Annotated in this window: 17 protein-coding genes; 15 read left to right on the top strand and 2 right to left on the bottom strand. The window is 41.5% G+C overall.

Features of this window, described 5'->3' with window-relative positions; all coding sequences use genetic code 11:
* Positions 1–48 precede the first annotated feature (48 nt).
* The 15 genes from mraZ to QEP08_RS01225 all read left to right on the top strand — a co-directional run bounded on the left by mraZ (position 49) and on the right by QEP08_RS01225 (position 17,482).
* Positions 49–522 (top strand): division/cell wall cluster transcriptional repressor MraZ, encoded by a 474-nt coding sequence (gene mraZ / locus QEP08_RS01155; protein ID WP_285054793.1) that lies wholly within the window; start codon positions 49–51, stop codon positions 520–522.
* Entirely contained in the window at positions 512–1,417 is a 906-nt protein-coding gene (gene rsmH, locus QEP08_RS01160) for a 16S rRNA (cytosine(1402)-N(4))-methyltransferase RsmH (protein WP_285054795.1), read from the top strand. Before mraZ ends, rsmH begins: the two co-directional genes overlap by 11 nt.
* Complete coding sequence (locus QEP08_RS01165; protein WP_285054798.1) at positions 1,414–1,821, top strand: FtsL-like putative cell division protein; 408 nt, start codon at positions 1,414–1,416, stop codon at positions 1,819–1,821. Before rsmH ends, QEP08_RS01165 begins: the two co-directional genes overlap by 4 nt.
* A complete protein-coding gene (locus tag QEP08_RS01170) occupies positions 1,821–3,914 on the top strand; it encodes a penicillin-binding protein (RefSeq protein WP_285054801.1) in 2,094 nt (697 codons plus the stop codon). Before QEP08_RS01165 ends, QEP08_RS01170 begins: the two co-directional genes overlap by 1 nt.
* Position 3,915: 1 nt before the next feature.
* Positions 3,916–5,373, top strand: coding sequence for a UDP-N-acetylmuramoyl-L-alanyl-D-glutamate--2,6-diaminopimelate ligase (locus QEP08_RS01175; protein WP_285054803.1), 1,458 nt, complete (start codon positions 3,916–3,918; stop codon positions 5,371–5,373).
* Positions 5,373–6,620, top strand: a complete 1,248-nt coding sequence (gene mraY / locus QEP08_RS01180) for a phospho-N-acetylmuramoyl-pentapeptide-transferase (protein ID WP_285054805.1) — start codon at positions 5,373–5,375, stop codon at positions 6,618–6,620. Before QEP08_RS01175 ends, mraY begins: the two co-directional genes overlap by 1 nt.
* On the top strand, positions 6,620–7,963 hold the full coding sequence (gene murD, locus QEP08_RS01185) for a UDP-N-acetylmuramoyl-L-alanine--D-glutamate ligase (protein ID WP_285054808.1): 1,344 nt from the start codon (positions 6,620–6,622) through the stop codon (positions 7,961–7,963). The genes mraY and murD overlap by 1 nt, the downstream gene beginning before the upstream one ends.
* 3 nt (positions 7,964–7,966) lie before the next feature.
* Positions 7,967–9,136, top strand: coding sequence for an FtsW/RodA/SpoVE family cell cycle protein (locus QEP08_RS01190; RefSeq protein WP_285054810.1), 1,170 nt, complete (start codon positions 7,967–7,969; stop codon positions 9,134–9,136).
* 11 nt (positions 9,137–9,147) lie between these two features.
* The gene (murG, locus tag QEP08_RS01195; RefSeq protein WP_285054813.1) at positions 9,148–10,260 is read left to right on the top strand and encodes an undecaprenyldiphospho-muramoylpentapeptide beta-N-acetylglucosaminyltransferase; all 1,113 of its coding nucleotides are present in this window, start codon (positions 9,148–9,150) and stop codon (positions 10,258–10,260) included.
* 2 nt (positions 10,261–10,262) lie between these two features.
* Positions 10,263–11,615, top strand: a complete 1,353-nt coding sequence (gene murC, locus QEP08_RS01200; protein ID WP_285054815.1) for a UDP-N-acetylmuramate--L-alanine ligase — start codon at positions 10,263–10,265, stop codon at positions 11,613–11,615.
* Positions 11,608–12,522 carry a cell division protein FtsQ/DivIB gene (locus QEP08_RS01205; RefSeq protein ID WP_285054818.1) on the top strand — a complete coding sequence of 305 codons (915 nt, stop codon included), beginning with the start codon at positions 11,608–11,610 and terminating at the stop codon, positions 12,520–12,522. Before murC ends, QEP08_RS01205 begins: the two co-directional genes overlap by 8 nt.
* A gap of 2 nt (positions 12,523–12,524) precedes the next feature.
* A complete protein-coding gene (gene ftsA, locus QEP08_RS01210; protein ID WP_285054820.1) occupies positions 12,525–13,883 on the top strand; it encodes a cell division protein FtsA in 1,359 nt (452 codons plus the stop codon).
* Positions 13,884–14,011: 128 nt separating this feature from the next.
* Positions 14,012–15,643, top strand: coding sequence for a cell division protein FtsZ (gene ftsZ, locus QEP08_RS01215; protein WP_285054823.1), 1,632 nt, complete (start codon positions 14,012–14,014; stop codon positions 15,641–15,643).
* Positions 15,644–15,807: 164 nt separating this feature from the next.
* On the top strand, positions 15,808–17,049 hold the full coding sequence (locus tag QEP08_RS01220) for an aminotransferase class I/II-fold pyridoxal phosphate-dependent enzyme (protein WP_285054825.1): 1,242 nt from the start codon (positions 15,808–15,810) through the stop codon (positions 17,047–17,049).
* 256 nt (positions 17,050–17,305) lie between these two features.
* Complete coding sequence (locus tag QEP08_RS01225; RefSeq protein WP_285054827.1) at positions 17,306–17,482, top strand: histone H1; 177 nt, start codon at positions 17,306–17,308, stop codon at positions 17,480–17,482.
* A gap of 57 nt (positions 17,483–17,539) precedes the next feature.
* Here the strand turns inward: QEP08_RS01225 and dapA are convergent, their stop codons facing one another.
* On the bottom strand, positions 17,540–18,421 hold the full coding sequence (gene dapA / locus QEP08_RS01230) for a 4-hydroxy-tetrahydrodipicolinate synthase (protein ID WP_285054831.1): 882 nt from the start codon (positions 18,419–18,421) through the stop codon (positions 17,540–17,542).
* A 9-nt stretch (positions 18,422–18,430) separates the two neighbouring features.
* On the bottom strand, positions 18,431–20,443 hold the full coding sequence (gene ligA, locus QEP08_RS01235) for an NAD-dependent DNA ligase LigA (RefSeq protein WP_285054833.1): 2,013 nt from the start codon (positions 20,441–20,443) through the stop codon (positions 18,431–18,433).
* Positions 20,444–20,461 lie beyond the last annotated feature (18 nt).

The following is a 20,461-nucleotide window of genomic DNA, read 5'->3' on the forward strand; positions in this document are numbered from 1 at the left end:
TGGTAGAAGTACCTATTTTTACACTACATAAAAAGTGCACATATTATTATGGTTCAATTGTTAGGAGAGTTTGATTGTAAATTGGATGCGAAGGGACGCCTGATGGTGCCTTCGAGTCTGAAAAGACAATTGCCTAATGTTGAGCAAGAGGGACTTGTGATTAACCGCGGTTTTGAGAAACACCTGGTGATCTACCCTAAAAAAGTATGGGAAAAGATAGTGGAGGATTTGAGTAAGCTGAATCCGTACGAACCGAAGACAAGAGAATTTATCCGTTTATTTACCAGGGGTGCTACAGAATTGGTCCTGGATGCCACTGGCAGGGTGAATTTACCTAAAACTTTAATGGAGTCTGCCGGTATCGAAATAAATGCCGAACTGGTATTGGCTTGTCAGATCGATAAAATAGAGGTTTGGTCCAAAAAAGCATACGATTCTTTATTTGATAAAGATCCTGCTGATTTTGCGCTGCTGGCGGCTGAAGTTATGGGTGGTAAGAACAGGAGGGAAGATGGAGAATAGCTATCATGTTCCTGTTTTGTTAAAGGAGTGCATCGATGGGCTAAACCTGAAGCCTGACGGTGTTTATGTTGATGTTACTTTCGGTGGCGGGGGACATTCGAGAGAGATTCTTAAAAATTTAGGCAAAGATGGTGTGCTGATTGCTTTTGATCAGGATCCCGATGCCCAGAGGAATAAGATAGACGATCCGCGTTTCCATTTTGTAGATCAGAATTTCGCCTTTCTTAAGAATAATCTTCGTCTGCTGGGTTATAGGTCTGTTGATGGCATTTTGGCTGATCTGGGTGTTTCTTCGCATCAGTTTAATGAGCCTGAAAGGGGATTTTCAACAAGATTCGAATCTGCTCTGGATATGCGTATGGACAAGCAGGGTTCATTAACTGCAGCTGATGTACTGAATACCTATTCGGAGGATCAGCTTCACAGGATCTTTGGGATATACGGGGAGGTAAAAAATGCTAAATCGCTGGCCAGGTCCATTGTCTCTGGTCGCGTTGATCAGCCTATCCTGACACTTTCCGATTTCAAAAAGGTTGCGGCTGCGCACATTCCAAAAGGTAAAGAGCATAAATATATGGCACAGGTGTTTCAGGCATTAAGGATCGAAGTGAACGCCGAGATTAAAATGCTGGAAGATTTTTTAGTGCAAACTGCGGATGTATTGAAAAGCGGCGGCCGTTTGGTGGTCATGTCTTATCATTCTTTAGAGGACAGGCCTGTAAAGAATTTTTTGGCTAAAGGCAAATTCAGAGGGGAAGTGGAAAAGGATTTTTTTGGAAATGAGCAAAAGCCATTTAAAGTCATCACCAGAAAAGCGGTGACGGCAGATGCTGCCGAACTGGAACGCAACAGCAGGGCAAGAAGTGCAAAATTAAGAATTGGGGAAAAGATATGAATAACCGGTTCAGAGAACATATTGATGATGAGCCTGAAATGGAAGAGGAAATTGAACTGAAGGTGAAGAAAAGTACACCGGAAAGTGAAAATTTATTCTTTAAGAAGCTGTTTACTGAAGGGGTCGTAAGCAAGGAGTATGCTACTCAGATGCTTCCCTACATCATATTTTTATCCATGTTGTGTATGCTGTATATCGCCAACAGTCACATGGCCATTAAAAATATCAGAAAGATCGATCAGTTAAATAAGGAAGTTAAGGAATTGAGCTGGGAATATAAGTCGCTTAAGGCTGATCTGATGTTTAAAAGCAAGCTTACTGAGGTTGCTAAAAAAGTAGACACCCTGGGAATTAAAGAATTGACTGAGCCGCCAAAAAAAATACTAGTTAACAACAACCAATAATGAGTATCAGAGCAAACATATTATTGCGTGTTTATTTGTCTTTTGGGCTGATCGTGCTGTTTGCCGTGGCAGTACTGGTCAGGCTTTGTGACGTACAATTTGTAGAGGGACAGAAATGGCGTGCCATGGCCGATAGTCTCTCTACAAAGTATGTCTCTGTGGAAGCTGCCAGGGGGAATATCTATTCTGTGGACGGAAGTTTGCTCGCTACTTCGATACCTGAGTATGAACTGCGGATGGATACCTACGCTGGGGGTATAAGTGATAAGGAGTTGTTTGACAGTAAGGTTGATTCTTTGGCATTTAGTCTTTCCAGGTTTTTTAAGGATAAGTCTGCAAAAGAATATTCCCGATATCTGAGGGCTGCGAGGAGGGACAGTGCCCGTTATTTATTAATTAGAAGAAAGGTTGGTTATCAGGAGTTAAAGACGATCCGGACATTCCCGCTTTTTAACGTGGGAAAATATACGGGCGGTTTGATCGCTGTTCAGCAGAATAAGCGGATTTTGCCGTTTAAATACCTTGCGGCAAGAACAATAGGATATAAAAATGAAAATGTAAGCAATGGTGTAGGCCTGGAGGGTGCATTTGGTGAGTATATTAACGGAGAAAGCGGAAAAAGGCTTGTGCAAAGGATATCCGGAGGCGTCTGGATGCCGGTTAATGACGAAGCCGAAATTGCCCCGAAAGAAGGGGCAGATATCATTTCTACGATAGATATTAACATGCAGGACCTGGCGCAGAATGCGCTGGAAAAACAGTTAAAACTTAGTGATGCACATCATGGTGCCGTTATTCTGATGGAAGTGGCGACCGGCGAAATCAGGGCAATTGCAAATTATACCAGGGTAGCTAAGGGAGAGTACAAGGAAACTTTTAACTATGCGATTGCCGGAAATCAGGATCCGGGATCGACCTTTAAACTGGCATCCTATATGGCTTTGCTCGAAGATGAAAAGGTGGATACAAACTCGATGATCGGAACCGGTAACTATCAGGTTCCTGGCAAGCTGATCAAGGATTCGCATGGAAGTATCGGTGTAGTCACGGTAAAGAAGGCATTTACCGAATCTTCCAATGCGGCCATAGCGCAAATGGTCAACACACATTATAGAAATGATCAATCCGCCTTTACAGACCATTTATATAGATGGCATTTGAACGAAAAACTAGGTCTGCAAATTCCTGGTGAGGCCCAGCCGGTTGTGAAAAATCCAAACAACAAAAGCTGGAATAAGAATATGACGCTAGCTCAAATGGCTTATGGCTACGAAATGCAACTGACTCCGTTGAAAATGCTTTCGTTTTACAACGCAGTCGCCAACAATGGAAAATATGTCGCACCCATCTTCGTAAAAGAGATCAGAAAACTCGGGAACCCTATTGAACAGTTTAAGGCCCGGGTCATTAACGAGAAGATCTGTTCAGATGCAACTTTAGGAAAGTTAAGAGCAATGCTGGAGGGTGTATTCACTGAAGGAACAGGCAAAAGTCTGGCATCAAAGTTTTATAAGATTGCCGGTAAGACTGGTACTGCCCAAGTTGCTGATGACAACAAAGGCTATGCTAAAAAGCAATACCAGAGTTCTTTTTGTGGTTATTTTCCGGCCGATAATCCAAAGTATTCACTGATTGTGGTGATCAATGAACCGAAGGGTGCATATTACGCAGCTGCAGTTGCAGGCCCGCCTTTTAGAGAGATTGCAGACCGCATTTACGCGAGAGATGCTCAAATGTACAATGCTGTTGAAGAACATCTGGTTGGGAACACCCAAAATCCGGAGGCGAAGGCCGGACAAAGTAAGGCTGTGAAAAAAGTGTATAATGCGTTTGGGATTAAAACACTTTATGCTGCCAAATCAGATTATTTTAATGCTGTTGATACCAATAACGGAGTAGTATACGAAGACCTGAGCATGTTGAAAGGTGTCATGCCTAATGTTAAGGGAATGGGACTTAAAGATGCACTATATCTTCTTGGAAATGCCGGTTTAAAGACAAGGGTAAAAGGAAGCGGAAAAGTGATGGGGCAGTCTATACTGGCCGGCAGTAAAATTGGAAGGGGATTGTTAGTGCAAATAGAATTACAATAAGATGCAGCTGCAGGAATTATTATATGGAATAGCAATAACCAACCTCATTGGTACAACCAACAGGGAAGTCAGTGAATTGGTTTTCGATTCCCGCCAGGTACGGGAAGGCGATGTTTTCTTTGCCATCAGGGGAACTTTGTCTGATGGGCATGATTACATTTCTTCAACCATTGAAAAAGGAGCATCTGTCGTAATTTGTGAGCAAGTCCCTCGGGAGCTCAAGGCATCAGTTACTTATATTGCTGTTGCAGACAGCGCTGTCGCCCTGGGGATCATGGCTGCTAATTTTTGTGAAAATCCGGCTTCGAAATTAAAGTTAATTGGAATTACCGGGACAAACGGTAAGACTACTATTGCTACTTTATTGTTTAAGCTTTTTCGTGGATTAGGGTTTAAGAGCGGGTTAATATCTACGGTGCAGAATCACATTAATGAGCAGGTTATTCCGGCTACACACACTACGCCCAATCCGATAGCTTTGAATAAGCTTTTGAAAGACATGGTGGATGCCGGCTGCAGTTATTGCTTTATGGAGGTCAGCTCCCACGCAATAGTTCAGCACAGGATTGCGGGCCTGACTTTTTCAGGAGGCGTGTTTTCCAATATAACCCACGACCATTTAGATTTTCATTTAACTTTTGACAATTACCTTAAGGCTAAGAAGCAATTTTTTGATTCGTTGCCGAAATCAGCGTTTGCGCTAACGAATACCGACGATAAAAATGGCATGGTGATGCTGCAAAATACCAGGGCATCAAAGAAAACCTATGCCTTGAAGCAACTGGCTGATTTCAAGGCCAGGATTATCGAAAATAGTTTTAGAGGATTGCATCTGGATGTTAACGGTGCTGATGTTTTCTTTAAGCTGGTCGGTTCTTTTAACGCTTATAATTTGCTTGCTGTTTATGGTACGGCAATGCTGCTCGAACAGGATCCGCTTGATGTGTTGACCATATTAAGTAACCTTGACGGTGCGGAGGGAAGATTTGACTATATCCTGTCGCCTCAGAAAATCATAGGGATAGTGGATTACGCACATACCCCTGATGCTGTACAGAATGTCCTGAGCACCATTCAAAATATAAGAAAGGGAAATGAGCAGGTGATTACTGTAATTGGCTGCGGGGGTGACAGGGATAAAAGTAAAAGACCGGTCATGGCGCAGGTGGCCTGTGACTGGAGTGATAAAGTTATCCTGACATCTGACAATCCAAGAACAGAAGATCCGCAGGTAATTGTGAATGATATGGAAGCTGGCGTTTCACCTACAAACAGGCGTAAGACCTTAGTCATACTGGACAGAAAAGAGGCCATTAAAACTGCTTGTCTTCTGGCCAAACCGGGAGACATTATTCTCCTTGCGGGAAAAGGTCATGAAAAATACCAGGAAATCAATGGAGTTAGAAACCATTTTGACGATAAAGAGATATTAACCGAACAATTTAACCTAATCAGCTAATGTTGTATTATTTATTTGAATATCTGAATCGCCATTACGATTTTCCGGGACTGGGAGTATTTCAATACATCACTTTCCGTACCTCTTTAGCTGTTATCATCTCTTTGATCATCACGACGGTTTACGGACGAAGAATTATCAATTACCTGCAGAAAATGCAGGTTGGGGAAACGGTAAGGAATCTTGGCCTTGAAGGGCAAATGCAGAAGCAGGGTACTCCAACTATGGGTGGGATCATGATTTTGCTCGGAATTTTAGTCCCGACCTTATTATTGGCCAATCTTTCAAATATTTATGTCATACTCATGATCGTGACAACGATATGGATGGGTGTAATTGGTTTTGTAGACGATTACATTAAGGTATTCAGAAAAAATAAAGAAGGTCTGGCCGGCAGGTTCAAGATTGTTGGCCAGGTTGGGCTTGCTGTAATTATCGGCTGGACCATGTATTTCAATCCAAATATCGTAGTCCGGCAAACTGTCGACGATGCTGGCATTTTAACAGCTAAGGCGCCTATGGTGTTGAGGCAGAAGGGAGAACATTTTTATTATACCCAGGATGTAAAATCCACGTTGACCAATGTGCCTTTTTATAAAAATAATGAGTTTGACTACGCTAAGGTTCTTAAGTTTTTAGGTCCCGGATATGAGAAGTATGCGGTTTTTGTTTTCTTACTGGTTGTGATCATCATTGTGACCGCTGTTTCTAATGGGGCTAATATTACCGATGGAATAGATGGTCTGGCGACGGGTACTTCTGCCATAATTGGGGTTACACTGGGTTTACTGGCTTATGTATCCGGTAATACTGTCATCGCTGATTACCTGAATATCATGTATATACCCAATTCGGGGGAGCTGATGATATTTGCGGGGGCATTTGTAGGTGCATGTGTTGGATTTCTATGGTACAACTCTTACCCTGCACAGGTGTTTATGGGCGATACCGGAAGTCTTGCAATAGGTGGGGTTATAGCCGCTTTTGCGATCATGATCCGCAAAGAGCTGCTGATCCCGGTACTCTGCGGGGTATTTCTGATCGAGAACATCTCCGTTATGCTGCAGGTAGGATGGTTTAAATATACCAAAAGGAAATACGGGGAGGGACGCAGGGTTTTCCTGATGGCACCGCTACATCACCACTATCAGAAAAAAGGGTATCACGAGGCTAAGATCGTAACACGGTTTTGGATCATAGGGATATTGCTGGCTATTATCACTATCGTCACTTTAAAACTAAGATAATGGAGCGGCAAAAAATAGTGGTTTTAGGTGCCGGTGAAAGCGGTGTAGGAGCAGCGATTTTAGCTCAGAAGAAGGGGTTTGATGTCTTTGTGTCGGACTTCGGAACTATAGGCAATCAGTATAAAGAAAGTTTAAAGGAATTGAAGATCCTGTTTGAAGAGAACCAACATACACAGGACCGGATTTTAGACGCGGCGGAAGTGATTAAAAGTCCGGGTATCCCTGATACGGCAGGAATAGTTAAAGAAATAAAGAGAAAAGGCATTCCTGTTATATCGGAAATCGAGTTTGCTAAGAGGTATACAAATGCTAAAACCATCTGCATAACGGGGTCAAACGGCAAGACGACAACTACAATGCTGACTTATCATATTTTGAATCGCGCGGGATTAAAGGTAGGGCTTGCCGGTAATATTGGAAATAGCTTCGCGGCTTTAGTGGCGGCTGAAGAATTTGATTGGTTTGTGCTGGAACTGTCGAGTTTTATGCTGGATGATATGTTTGATTTCAGAGCAAATATTGCTGTTCTGCTAAACATCACACCTGATCACTTAGACAGGTATGACTATAAAATTGACAATTATGCTGCATCAAAAATGCGGGTAACCAGGAATCAAACTGCGGAAGATACTTTCATTTTCTGCGCAGACGATGAGGAAACATTGAAAGTTCTGAATCATGATCAGATAAAGTCGAAGAAATATCCATTCTCCATCAGAAGAAAGATTGAAAATGGAGCATATCTGGAGAACAACAACATACATATAAATATAAACCTTAACGATCAATTGACCATGTCCATAACAGAGTTAGCCCTACAGGGTAAGCATAATATTTACAACTCTATGGCTTCTGGCATAGTAGCTAAAGTATTAGACATCCGCAATACTACCATCCGGGAGAGTATGGGCGATTTCAAAAATATTGAACACCGGCTGGAACATGTTGCCAAAATTTCTGGTGTAGACTATATCAATGATTCGAAGGCTACAAATGTAAATTCTACATGGTATGCTCTGGAAAGTGTCGGGACCGATGTGATCCTGATTATGGGCGGCGTTGATAAAGGTAATGATTATAGTATGTTGAAAGATATGGTTCATCAGAAGGTCAAGGCCATTATATGCCTGGGAAAAGACAATAAGCGAATTCATGAAGCATTTGAAGACGATGTAGAAATTATTGTCAATACATTTTCAGCACATGAAGCTGTACAGGTGGCCTATCACCTTGCAAAAAAAGGGGACACAGTACTGTTGTCGCCTGCCTGTGCAAGTTTTGATTTATTTAAGAATTACGAAGACAGGGGCAACCAGTTTAAGGCGGCTGTTAAAGAATTATAATTTATGATTGCAATTAATACACTTCTGGATAAGACAAAAGGTGATCGCTGGATCTGGCTGATCATTATTTTGTTGTCTATAATTTCTATTATGGTCGTGTATAGTTCCACCAGTACACTGGCCTTCAAAAGAGGTGTGGGCGTGGAAAAGTTATTGCTCACTAAACATGTTATTTTTGTGCTGATCGGTATTGCAATGATATACATTGCGCACCTGCTGGACTACCGGTATTATGCCGGGATCTCTAAAATATTAATGCTCATTACCATTCCCTTGCTGGTGTATACGCTCATTTTTGGGGCTAACGTAAATGAAGCTTCCCGCTGGGTAAAAATACCGGTGATAGGTTTGACGTTCCAAACCTCAGATTTGGCTAAACTGGCTTTGATTACTTTTCTGGCTAGAATGCTCACGAAGAAACAGGAAAATATAAAGAATGTAAAGGAAGCATTTGTCCCGATAATGGGCTCGGTTTGTGTTGTGTTTGTTTTGATAGCATGGGCCAATCTATCTACGGCACTAATGCTGTTCGGAGTAAGTATTCTGCTGCTGATCATCGGAAGGATCAGTATCAAGCAGATTTTGCTGGTATGTGCCGGCGGATTTATATTGTTAGTGTTTGTGGCTTTTTTAGGCCCGAGAAGAGAAGTGTACAAGTCCCGTATCAATACATACCTGCATCCTGAACTGCAGAATTCTGACAAAACATTTCAGTCTGACCACTCAAAAATTGCTTTGGCTTCCGGTGGGTTTTTCGGTAAAGGACCCGGCAACAGCATAGAGAAGAATTTTCTGCCGCATCCATATTCAGATTTTGTTTTTGCAATGATCATCGAAGAGTATGGTACTATCGGGGGCATTACTGTAATGGTGCTGTACCTGATATTGCTTTACCGGTGTATAAAAATTGTAACTAAAGCTCCTAAAGCTTTTGGGGCTTTGCTGGCTGCGGGTTTAAGCTTTAGTCTCACTATACAGGCTTTTGCTAACATGGCAGTTGCGGTCGGGTTGGGCCCTGTTACAGGTGTTCCACTGCCCCTGGTAAGTATGGGAGGGACATCGTTGTTATTCACGAGTATAGCATTTGGAATCATATTGAGCGTGAGCAGAGATGTGGAAGAACATGACAGCAATAAAAAAATAATTATCGGTGAGATACCGGCAATGGCATAATTAAGAAAATAATGGAACCAACAAGGATTATAATTTCAGGTGGAGGGACAGGCGGACATATATTTCCGGCTATATCCATTGCTAATGCGCTTAGACGCATTGAGCCTGGATGTGATATTTTATTTGTTGGGGCAACCGGCAGAATGGAAATGGAAAAAGTTCCGGCTGCAGGCTATAAAATTGTCGGTTTAAACATCAGCGGAATCCAGAGGGGGTCTATCGCCAAAAACCTGACTCTGCCGTTTAAAATGCTGGGAAGCCTTAGAAAGGCGATGCAGCTTATTGATGATTTCAGACCTGACGTGGTTGTCGGCGTGGGTGGATATGCTTCTGCCCCGGTGTTGTTTGCAGCATCGTTAAAGGGCGTTCCTTATTTGATACAGGAACAAAATTCTTATGCCGGTATCACTAATAAATGGTTGGGCAAAAAAGCAGCGAAGGTTTGCGTTGCTTTTGATGGAATGGATCAGTTTTTTCCATCGGCTACTTTGCTGAAAACGGGAAACCCTGTAAGAAAGGATGTTGTTGACATCTTTAATAAGCATCATGCCGGAGCGGAGCTGCTTAAGCTTGATCCGCTTAAAAAAACAATCTTGGTTACTGGCGGAAGTCTGGGTGCGGGGACATTAAATAAAAGCGTCGAAAAACATATTTCCAAATTGATCAGAGAGGATGTGCAGCTGGTATGGCAGACAGGGAAATATTATTATAAAGGAATTATCGAAAGACTGGGCCCGAATTTTCATCCAAATGTTCGTATTCTGGAATTTTTGAATAAAATGGACATGGCATATGCTGCTGCGGACGTGATCATTTCAAGGGCAGGTGCCGGGACAATCGCTGAACTTTGTATCATTAAAAAGCCGGTTATTTTGGTTCCTTCTCCAAATGTAGCGGAAGATCATCAAACCAAGAATGCGCTGGCTTTAGTTAAAAACAACGCGGCAGTTTTAATTTCGGACCGTTCTGCGGAAGATGCGCTTATTGTAGAGGCTCTGAATCTGTTAAAAGACGAGAATAGGAGCAAAATGCTTTCTGAGAATATTGGCAAAATGGCCCTTCCGGATGCAGACAACATTATTGCAAAACAGGTTTTGAATTTAACCAGGAAGGAGGGCAGGTAATAATGGAACTGAAAAACATTCAAAGGGTTTATTTTATTGGAATAGGTGGGATTGGTATGAGTGCGGTCGCCCGTTATTTCATGAGCAGGGGGTGCAAAGTTTTCGGCTATGATAAAACACGTACGCATCTGACAATGGCTCTGGAAGAGGAGGGGGTTTCAGTTACTTATGACGATGACAAGGGGGCAATACCCGCTGATTTTCTGATTGACAGTAACAAGAATCTGATTGTTTATACTCCTGCTATTCCTAAAAATTCTGAAATTATAAGGTATTTTAGAGAAAATGGACTGAAAATGCGGAAGCGGTCTGAAGTTCTGGGTATTATCAGTAAAGGACAGTTCTGTATCGCAGTAGCCGGAACACATGGGAAAACTACAACTTCAAGTATTATTGCGCATATCCTGACGGACACCGGATATGGATGTACCGCGTTTTTAGGCGGAATAGCCACTAATTATAATACTAATTTTTTGATTGGTAATAATGATGTGGTTGTAGTTGAAGCTGATGAATACGATCGTTCTTTTTTGACTTTGCACCCGGATATCACTGTGATTACGTCAATGGATGCGGATCATTTGGATATTTATGGTGATGCTGCCCAGCTCAGTGAATCGTTCTGTTTGTTTGCGTCGCAATTAAAGGCCGGTGGTGCATTGTTCGTTAAAAATGGCTTGCCTATTGATGGTATAAGTTATAGCGCAGGAGGTAATTCGCCGGTTAGGGGTGATAATATAAGAATTGAAGGGTCAAATTTCTTATTTGATTATACTGATCATAAAGTCAATATTGAGGGCATACAGTTGATGTTGCCGGGAAGACATAACGTGGAAAATACAGTGGCAGCTATTGCTGTCGCCCTTGAAATAGGGATAGCCAGTGATAAAATAAAACGAGCTATCTCTAATTTTAAAGGAGTTAAAAGAAGATTTGAATATATTGTAAAAACTGATCAGCATATATATATTGATGATTATGCGCATCACCCTAAAGAACTGGAAGCATGTTTTCATGCGGTGAGGCAGCTGTATCCGAACAGGAAGCTAACCGTGATTTTTCAACCACATTTATTCTCGAGAACAAAGGATTTTGCAGATGAATTTGCCGCAGTATTGGGTACAGTGGATGAACTGATGCTATTGGAAGTTTACCCCGCCCGGGAATTGCCACTTCCTGGTATCGATGCTCAATTCCTGCTGGATAAGATCAGATTGAAAGAGAAGCAGATTTTTGAAAAAGAGGCAGCGCTTAAAAAGATACAGATGAACAAACCCGCTTTACTTTTAACCGTGGGCGCGGGAGATATTGATACATTGATACAACCACTTAAAACTTTGTTGACAGATGCTTAAAAGGATTAATTGGAAACTGGTATTTAAATGTTTTGGCTGGGTAGTCTGCCTGGCTGGTCTTGTTGCGCTCATGAGTTTCATAGGTATCAAAAAGAAAGATATTTTGTGTAATGACATTAAAGTACTCATTCCAGGGGCTGATAATTTTATAGAAAGAGAAGAAATTGATGCCATTTTAAAGCAGGGACAGGGATCACTGATAGGCCGGCGTTTAAATGACATCAACTTTGAGAAAATAGAAAGAACGATTAAAAGCAATCCTTTTATTGCTTTTGCCAAGGTTTATGCGGATATGGACGGAACGGTTCATATTGAAATTCAACAGCGACAACCAGTTTTAAGGGTCGTCAATGCAAATGATCAGGATTTCTATATCGATATGAACGGTTTGAAAATGCCTGTATCGTCCAATTTTACTGCAAATGTCCTGGCGGCTAATGGTAAGATACTGGAACATTTTAGTGGCAAAGTAGATACATTGATAACTGCAACTGCGAAAGACCTGTATAAGGCTGCACTTTATATCAAACAGGACACATTGTGGGAAGCGCAGATAGAACAGATTTTTGTAAATGACAAGAATGATATAGAACTGATCCCCAGGGTAGGGAATCAGCGGATCATATTAGGTACTGCTGACTCGCTTGATGTTAAGATGAGGAATCTGCTGGCTTTTTATAAACAAACTATGCCTAAGGTTGGATGGAACACTTACAAAACAATAAATATCAAGTATACCAATCAAATTGTCTGCGAGAAAGCCAGGACAGATACGCTGTCTTCAGGCGTTGACAAAGAGATCCCTGTAAAGGACAACGATGATGAGGCAAGGGAAATAGGACAGGATTCTGTGGCTAACCACATATCTGGAAAAACAAATAGTAATAAACTCAACAAATCAATATAATCATGGGCAAAGAAAAATTAACCACTCAGTCTCCAATAGTTGTAGGATTGGACATTGGTACCACCAAAATTTGTGTGATTGTGGGCCGCAGAACACAGCATGGGAAAATAGAAGTATTGGGCATTGGTAAGGCTGAATCTGCTGGTGTAACAAGAGGCGTAGTATCCAACATTCAAAAAACAGTTCAGGGAATCTCACAGGCAGTAGAACTTGCAAGCGGGCAATCCAACGTTGAAATCCGCGTTGTTAATGTAGGGATTGCCGGACAGCATATCAAAAGCTTGCAGCATAGAGGCATTCTGACCAGAAGAGAATTAAATAATGAGATTGGCAAGAAAGATATTGACAAATTAATAGATGATATGTTTAAACTGGTTATGCCCCCCGGTGAAGAGATCATCCATGTTTTGCCGCAGGAGTTTACAATTGACAATGAGCCGGGGATTAAAGATCCTATAGGCATGGCGGGCGTCCGTTTAGAAGCCAATTTCCATATCATTTCAGGTCAGGTGACAGCTGTTAAAAATATCATGAGATGTGTAACCAATGCCGGGTTGCAAACTCAGGAACTGATACTTGAACCTTTAGCTTCTTCTGAATCGGTGTTGAGTGACGAAGAAAAAGAAGCTGGGGTAGCTTTGGTTGACATAGGGGGTGGTACAACAGATATTGCAATATTTCATGAGGGAATCATTCGCCATACTGCGGTAATTCCTTTTGGTGGAAATAGTGTTACCGAGGACATCAGGGAAGGCTGTTCGGTAATGAGAAATCAGGCGGAGCTGCTGAAGACCCGGTTTGGATCTGCGCTTGCTGAAGAGAACAAAGAAAATGAAATCATTTGTGTGCCTGGTTTAAGAGGTCGTGAACCTAAGGAGATCTCGGTAAAAAACCTTGCTTATGTGATCCAGGCCCGTATGGAAGAAATCATTGAGCACGTATATTATGAGATCAAATCCTCAGGATATGAGAAGAAATTGATTGGCGGTGTAGTGATCACCGGAGGTGGTGCGCTGTTAAAACACCTCTCTCAATTGGTAGAATATGTAACAGGGCTGGACTGCCGGGTAGGATATCCGAATGAGCATTTATCTAAATATGATGAAATGCCTAAAACAGTTTACGACGACCTGAAAAGTCCGATGTATGCAACAAGTGTCGGCCTGCTGATCAAGGGAATCCAGAAAGCGGAGGAATTGCTTGAAGAGATGAAACAGCCAGGCGTTTTTGTAGAACGGCCTAAAGATAAAGAAAAATCGAAACGGTCAGGCGGGGGGCTGTTTGATAAGCTCCTGGCTAAAACCAAGGATTTTATCAAGGATGACATGAATGTAAGTGATGAGGATTATATAAAACCTTAATATTTTTCAACAAACTATGATTTTTCCACATTATTAACATTTGTGGAAAACGCCTGTTAAAAATCCTTAATATTACATAGAGAGATGAACAGGTAAAACGAATTTTTAAATAACTGATTCATAAAGATATGCAGTTCGAAATGTTAAAAGATAAGTCATCAATCATCAAGGTAATTGGTGTTGGTGGCGGTGGCGGTAATGCGGTGAACCATATGTACCGTCAGGGGATTACAGGTGTTGATTTTATCATTTGTAATACGGATGCTCAGGCACTGGAATCAAGTCCAATACCTAATAAGGTGCAGCTTGGAGCCAGTTTGACTGAAGGAATGGGTGCGGGATCAATTCCAGAAGTGGGCAAGAATTCGGCGATCGAGAATATTGACGATATTAAACAGATGCTGGGCAGCACTACTAAGATGTTGTTCATCACGGCCGGAATGGGCGGTGGTACCGGAACAGGTGCGAGCCCGATTATTGCTAAAGCTGCTAAAGAACTTGATATACTTACTGTTGCTATAATCACAACGCCTTTTGCCTTTGAGGGTAAAAGACGTAAGATGCAGGCAAATGATGGTCTGGAGGAGCTAAAAAAATATGTAGATTCCTATCTTGTCATTTCTAATGACAGGTTGCGTGAGATCTTTGGTAACCTGACTTTGGGCTCGGCATTTGCGCAGGCAGATGATATATTGACCACTGCTGCTAAAGGAATAGCAGAAATCATAACTGTACCTGGCTACATCAATGTTGATTTTAAAGATGTGCGTACAGTGATGAAAGAAAGCGGAGTTTCCATCATGGGCAGCTTTGCATGTGAGGGTGAAAGCAGAGCTTTAAATGCTGTTGAAGGGGCCTTGGCCTCACCTTTGTTAAAAGACAATGAAATTGAAGGCGCACGATACATCCTGTTGAATATCAGCTCCGGACTGCGGGAAGTTACGATGGACGAGGTCACCATTATCACTGATTATATCCAGGACAAAGCTGGATTATCTGCTGATTTGATCTGGGGTAACTGTATTGATGAAAATCTTGGTGATAAATTGTCTGTTACCATTATTGCTACCGGATTTCAAACTAAGGAGCAACGTGAAGAGGATAAGAAAAATGTAAAGAAAATATCCCTGCTTACGCCTGAAGAAGCCCCTTTAATAAGACCTGTTGAGGCTGTTAATTCATTTATTGAACAAAAGCCCGAAGTAGCTCTTGAGCCTGTTTTAAAAGCTAAAGAGGAAACCAAACAATCAGACCTTTTTGGTGATCTTTTTAATGGAAATAGGAATAAATCCGGCCAGGAACCCGAAAATTCTGTGATCAGACATACGCTGATAGAAGAGGAAGCTCCTGTTCAGGAAAATAAACAGGAAACTGGATTTGAATTTGAAATTAAGGTTGCTGAAACTGATTTTGTATTTGAAACACCAGCGGAGGTTTTTAATAATGATGCAGAACCCCTGGCAGAAGAGACCATCGAACCTGGTGCAGATGACGATAAAAGTGACGATTCGATAGAAGATCAGCTTAAAAAGTCGAAGGAAAGAATTTTAAGGTTAAAGGACCTTAGCATGAAATTAAGAACAAGTAATGGCCTGCAGGAACTGGAAAATGAACCGGCCTACAAACGTAAGCAAATGCAATTGCAGCAGGTTCAGCATTCTTCCGAGTCCCAGGTATCAAGGTTTACTTTGAGCAACGATGAAGACGGATCTACAGAGATCAAACCGAATAATTCTTTTTTGCATGATAATGTCGACTAATCTCAAATCAGAATAAAACTAAGGCCTTAGCAATTTTTTGCTAAGGCCTTAGTTTTATTTATCTTATTGAACTTTCTGTAGAAGAGACAATTGACAAGAATTGTTTATCCGTTCTATAAAACCTAAATTTGCAAAAAAAATAAAAGAACTAAATACATATAACATTGGATATTTTTGAAAAGATAGCGAAGCATATGGGCCCAATCGGGCAACATCAGAAATGGTCTCACGGATATTTTTCATTTCCTAAATTAGAAGGTGATATTGCGCCTCATATGAATTTTCGGGGTAAAGAACATTTGGTATGGAGTTTAAACAATTACCTTGGATTGGCAAATCATCCTGAAGTTAGAAAAGCGGACGAACAAGGTGCAGCAGATTTTGGAATGGCTTATCCTATGGGCGCCAGGATGATGTCCGGAAATTCTAAATATCATGAGCAACTGGAACAGCAGCTGGCAGCTTTTGTGGGTAAGCCCGATGCGTTTCTGTTAAATTATGGATATCAGGGCATGGTCTCCATTATAGATAGCCTGGTCGACAGGAATGATGTGATTGTTTATGATGGTGAGTCGCATGCATGTATAATTGATGGCCTGCGTTTACACATGGGTAAACGTTTTGTCTACAAACACAATGATATTGAAAGTGCAAAAAAGCAATTAGAGAGGGCTACTAAACTGGTTGAACAAAGTGGCGGGGGAATTCTGGTTATTACTGAAGGTGTGTTTGGCATGTCCGGTGCGCAGGGTAAATTAAAAGAATTAGTTGATTTAAAAAAGGAATTCAACTTCCGGCTACTAATTGATGACGCGCATGGATTTGGCACAATGGGGCCGACAGGTGCCGGTACCCATGAAGCGCAAAACTGTATAGACGGAGTTGATGTGTATTTTGGTACGTTTGCAAAATCAATGGCCGGCATAGGGGCTTTTGTAGCGTCTTCGGAGGAGATTACCAATTTTTTCAGGTATAATATGCGCTCACAAACATTTGCCAAAGCTTTGCCTATGCCTATGGTTATTGGATTATTAAAACGCCTTGATCTGCTAAAAAATAATCCGGAGCTCAGAGAAAGATTGTGGAAGATTGCCACTACCCTTCAGAATGGACTGAGAGAACGGGGATTTGATCTGGGGGTTACAGATACTATGGTAACTCCGGTGTTTTTAAAAGGTGAGTTGCTGGAGGCTACAGCTTTAACTATGGACCTCCGTGAGAACTATAGCATATTTTGCTCAATAGTTGTCTATCCTGTCATCCCTAAAGGATTAATTGAGCTGAGGCTGATACCAACTGCTGCTCATTCCCTGGACGATGTACAGCGCACGCTGGATGCCTTTAGTGAAGTTTCTGATAAGTTGCAAAATGGATATTATAGAGATAATCAGTTTGTAGCTGATTAAAGATAAAATGGTAAAAGCCCCTCAACGCGTAATTGAGGGGCTTTTTATATGCCTTATTTTTTGTAATGGTTTAATTATCAGCGGCATGCGCGTTAAAGCCTCAAATAAATTGTTTATAAACCGCCATTATGTGGAAAAAAACAGGATTTAGGGCATCTATTTCTTATTCTAAAAGTTTCATTATTAAAATAAACATCTTACTTTAGTAATGGAGTATTAATCAAAACCTTAAAAACCTAAAAGGAGTAAATTAACGATGAAAAAATTTAATGAAGTAAAAGAACTTGTTGCATCTTTAGAAGCTGACGCTGATAAATTTTACAACAAAGCCAACAGCGCTGCAGGAACACGTGTACGTAAAGGCATGCAAGACCTTAAAAATTTAGCTCAAGCAATTCGTCTGGAGGTTCAGGAAACAAAAAATAAAGGTTAAAATAATTTTTATTTTTTGTTTTGATAAAAAAGGCGCCCCGATTATGGGACGCCTTTTTTATGACGCTATTTTTTTAGATTGAATTATTATCGCTTTTCGAAGATCTGATGAAACTGGCACCAAAGGTAATCTCACATTGTCATCGCAGACTCCAAAGTGTTTTAATGCAGCTTTTACACCTGCAGGATTGCCCTCATTAAACATTAACCGTGTAAATTCAACAAGGCTTAAATGTAATGGCAAAGCGGCTTTGAAATCGCCGTTCAAACACAACCTTATCATGTCAGAAAGTTGTCCAGGTAAGGCATTTCCAATAACAGAGATTACACCAACTGCACCGAGTGAAATCATCGGTAAAGCAACGGGGTCGTCCCCGGAGATTAAAAGGAAACCCTCTGGCTTATCTCTCATGATTTGATTAAACTGATCAAAATTACCGGAAGCCTCCTTAGTGCCAATTATATTTTTAAAATCAACAGCCAGTCTGCAGGTAGTTTCAGGACTTACATTGCTTGCTGTACGTCCTGGTACATTATACAAAAAAACCGGCAGCGCACTGCTTTCGCTTATTGCTTTATAATGTTGATATATACCTTCCTGAGTAGGCTTGTTATAGTAGGGGCTGGCAGATAAAATCGCATCATAACCATTTGTTTCAAACGTTTTAATACTGTTTGCGGTCTCCCTGGTGTCATTGCCGCCAATGCCGGCAATCAGAGGTAGACGGCCGTTGTTGATTTCCGCAGTAAATTCCCAGATCTTTTTCTTTTCGTCCTTATTGAGTGTTGAAGCTTCACCAGTGGTGCCGAGAGACACCAAATATTCTACCTTGCCGTCTATCAGGTAATTAATCAGGTTTTTTAGCCCTTCATAATCTACTGATCCATCTGCGTTAAAAGGCGTAACTAACGCCACGCCCGTTCCATGAAATTTTTTCATCTTTAATTATTATTTCAACATCTCTAATAAATCACCCTCTGAAATTAGTGGTACATTTAGTTTTTTAGCTTTATCAAGTTTAGAAGGTCCCATATTATCTCCGGCCAGAAGATAATTAAGTTTAGCAGAAATACCGCTTAATATTTTACCTCCATTGCTTTCGATCAGTTCTCTGAGTTCCTCTCTGCTGTAATTTTCAAAAACGCCCGAAATTACAAATGTTTTTCCAGTTAATTTATCACTTTGCAATGCAATTTCAATTTCCGATACTTCGAACTGCAGTCCATACGATTTTAAGCGATCAATTTGGTCCAGATGTTCAGGTTTCCCGAAGTACTCGATAATGCTCTCTGCGATCCGCTGTCCTATTTCGTCAATAGCTGTGAGCTCCTCAAGGCTTGATTTCATCAGGTTGTCAATGTTTTTTGTGCCGATCGCCAGCTTCCGGGCCACTGTTTCCCCCACGTACCTTATTCCAAGTCCAAAGAGGACTTTCTCAAAAGGCATTTGTTTAGACAGTTCAATGCCTGCCAGCATATTTTCGATAGAGCGTTCGCCAAAACGCTCTAAGGTTTTGAGCTGGTCCGCTTTTTTATGAAGGATATACAGGTCACTGATATGCCGGACCAGGCCCTTCTGATAAAATGTCTCGATGGTCTCATCACCGAGCCCGTCGATGTTCATCGCCTTTCTGCTGATGAAGTGCTGAATTTTCCCTACGATTTGCGGTGGGCAACCTTCATCATTTGGACAGTAAAATGCGACTTCTCCCTCTTTTCTGATGAGCTTGCTGCCGCATTCCGGGCAGAGGGACGGGTAGATGACCCGGGATGCACCCTCATCTCTTTTATCCAGGTTTACATTGATAATTTTAGGGATGATCTCTCCACCTTTCTCCACAAATACGCTGTCACCTATATGCAGATCCAGACGCTCTATTTCGTTGGCGTTGTGGAGTGTCGCCCTTTTTACAGTCGTACCTGCCAATTGAACGGGTTTTAAATTGGCAACAGGCGTTACTGCTCCTGTGCGTCCAACCTGGTAGGTTACCCTTTCGAGAATGGTTTCCACTTCCTGGGCTTTGTATTTATAAGAAATCGCCCAGCGCGGGGATTTAGCAGTAAAGCCCAGTTCCTGTTGTTGCGCATAACTGTTGACCTTGATCACTATCCCGTCTATGTCATACGACAATTTGAACCTGGCGTTTTCCCAGTGTTTAATGAAAGACAGCACATCATCTATGCCATCGCTTACCTGTGTGTGTTCGCAGACATTAAATCCCCATTGTTTTAAATTTTGAAGACTTTCCCAGTGGTTTTTAAAATAATTTTTGTCTGTATTCAATGAGTACAAAAAGCAATCAAGCGGCCGTTTGGCTACTTCTTTTGAATCCTGCATTTTAACCGTTCCGGCGGCGAAATTTCTTGGATTGGCATAGGGCACTTCTCCAAGTTCTTCGCGTTCTTTATTCAGACGTTCGAAAGCAGCCCTGTGCATAAATATTTCGCCCCTGATCTCAAAAATCCCCGGAACCCCGGCGTGGTCCAGCTTGTGTGGAATGTTGTTGATCGTTTTAACATTTGTGGTTACGTCATCGCCTTTTGATCCGTCGCCGCGTGTAACCGCCCTTATAAGCCTGGCATCTTCATAGGTAAGGCTTATAGACAGGCCGTCAAATTTGAGTTCACAGACATATTCGAAATTGTCGCCAATTGCCTTTCTTACCCGCTCATCAAAATCTCTGAGGTCCTGTTCATTATAAGTGTTTCCCAAAGAAAGCATGGGCCATCTGTGCTTTACCGTAGTAAAGGTTTTTGTGATATCGCCGCCAACTTTCTGGGTAGGGGAATTTGGATCTGCGAACTGAGGGTTTTCCAGCTCGAGTTTATGGAGTTCCTCCAGTTTTTTATCAAATTCATAATCGGCAATGGTCGGCATTGCCAGAACATAATAGTTATAAGTATGCTGGTTAAGCTCCTTAACCAGGGCATCCATTTTGTCTTTTACATCAAATTGTGACATTTAGCGAAGATACAAATT

This window comes from Pedobacter ginsengisoli (genome assembly GCF_030244015.1).
Taxonomy (GTDB): domain Bacteria; phylum Bacteroidota; class Bacteroidia; order Sphingobacteriales; family Sphingobacteriaceae; genus Pedobacter; species Pedobacter ginsengisoli.

Bases quoted from the DNA above. Each gene is read 5' to 3' on its own strand.
- mraZ (WP_285054793.1), top strand. From the start codon at position 49: ATGGTTCAATTGTTAGGAGAGTTTGATTGTAAATTGGATGCGAAGGGA.
- rsmH (WP_285054795.1), top strand. From the start codon at position 512: ATGGAGAATAGCTATCATGTTCCTGTTTTGTTAAAGGAGTGCATCGAT.
- QEP08_RS01165 (WP_285054798.1), top strand. From the start codon at position 1,414: ATGAATAACCGGTTCAGAGAACATATTGATGATGAGCCTGAAATGGAA.
- QEP08_RS01170 (WP_285054801.1), top strand. From the start codon at position 1,821: ATGAGTATCAGAGCAAACATATTATTGCGTGTTTATTTGTCTTTTGGG.
- QEP08_RS01175 (WP_285054803.1), top strand. From the start codon at position 3,916: ATGCAGCTGCAGGAATTATTATATGGAATAGCAATAACCAACCTCATT.
- mraY (WP_285054805.1), top strand. From the start codon at position 5,373: ATGTTGTATTATTTATTTGAATATCTGAATCGCCATTACGATTTTCCG.
- murD (WP_285054808.1), top strand. From the start codon at position 6,620: ATGGAGCGGCAAAAAATAGTGGTTTTAGGTGCCGGTGAAAGCGGTGTA.
- QEP08_RS01190 (WP_285054810.1), top strand. From the start codon at position 7,967: ATGATTGCAATTAATACACTTCTGGATAAGACAAAAGGTGATCGCTGG.
- murG (WP_285054813.1), top strand. From the start codon at position 9,148: ATGGAACCAACAAGGATTATAATTTCAGGTGGAGGGACAGGCGGACAT.
- murC (WP_285054815.1), top strand. From the start codon at position 10,263: ATGGAACTGAAAAACATTCAAAGGGTTTATTTTATTGGAATAGGTGGG.
- QEP08_RS01205 (WP_285054818.1), top strand. From the start codon at position 11,608: ATGCTTAAAAGGATTAATTGGAAACTGGTATTTAAATGTTTTGGCTGG.
- ftsA (WP_285054820.1), top strand. From the start codon at position 12,525: ATGGGCAAAGAAAAATTAACCACTCAGTCTCCAATAGTTGTAGGATTG.
- ftsZ (WP_285054823.1), top strand. From the start codon at position 14,012: ATGCAGTTCGAAATGTTAAAAGATAAGTCATCAATCATCAAGGTAATT.
- QEP08_RS01225 (WP_285054827.1), top strand. From the start codon at position 17,306: ATGAAAAAATTTAATGAAGTAAAAGAACTTGTTGCATCTTTAGAAGCT.
- dapA (WP_285054831.1), bottom strand. From the start codon at position 18,421: ATGAAAAAATTTCATGGAACGGGCGTGGCGTTAGTTACGCCTTTTAAC.
- ligA (WP_285054833.1), bottom strand. From the start codon at position 20,443: ATGTCACAATTTGATGTAAAAGACAAAATGGATGCCCTGGTTAAGGAG.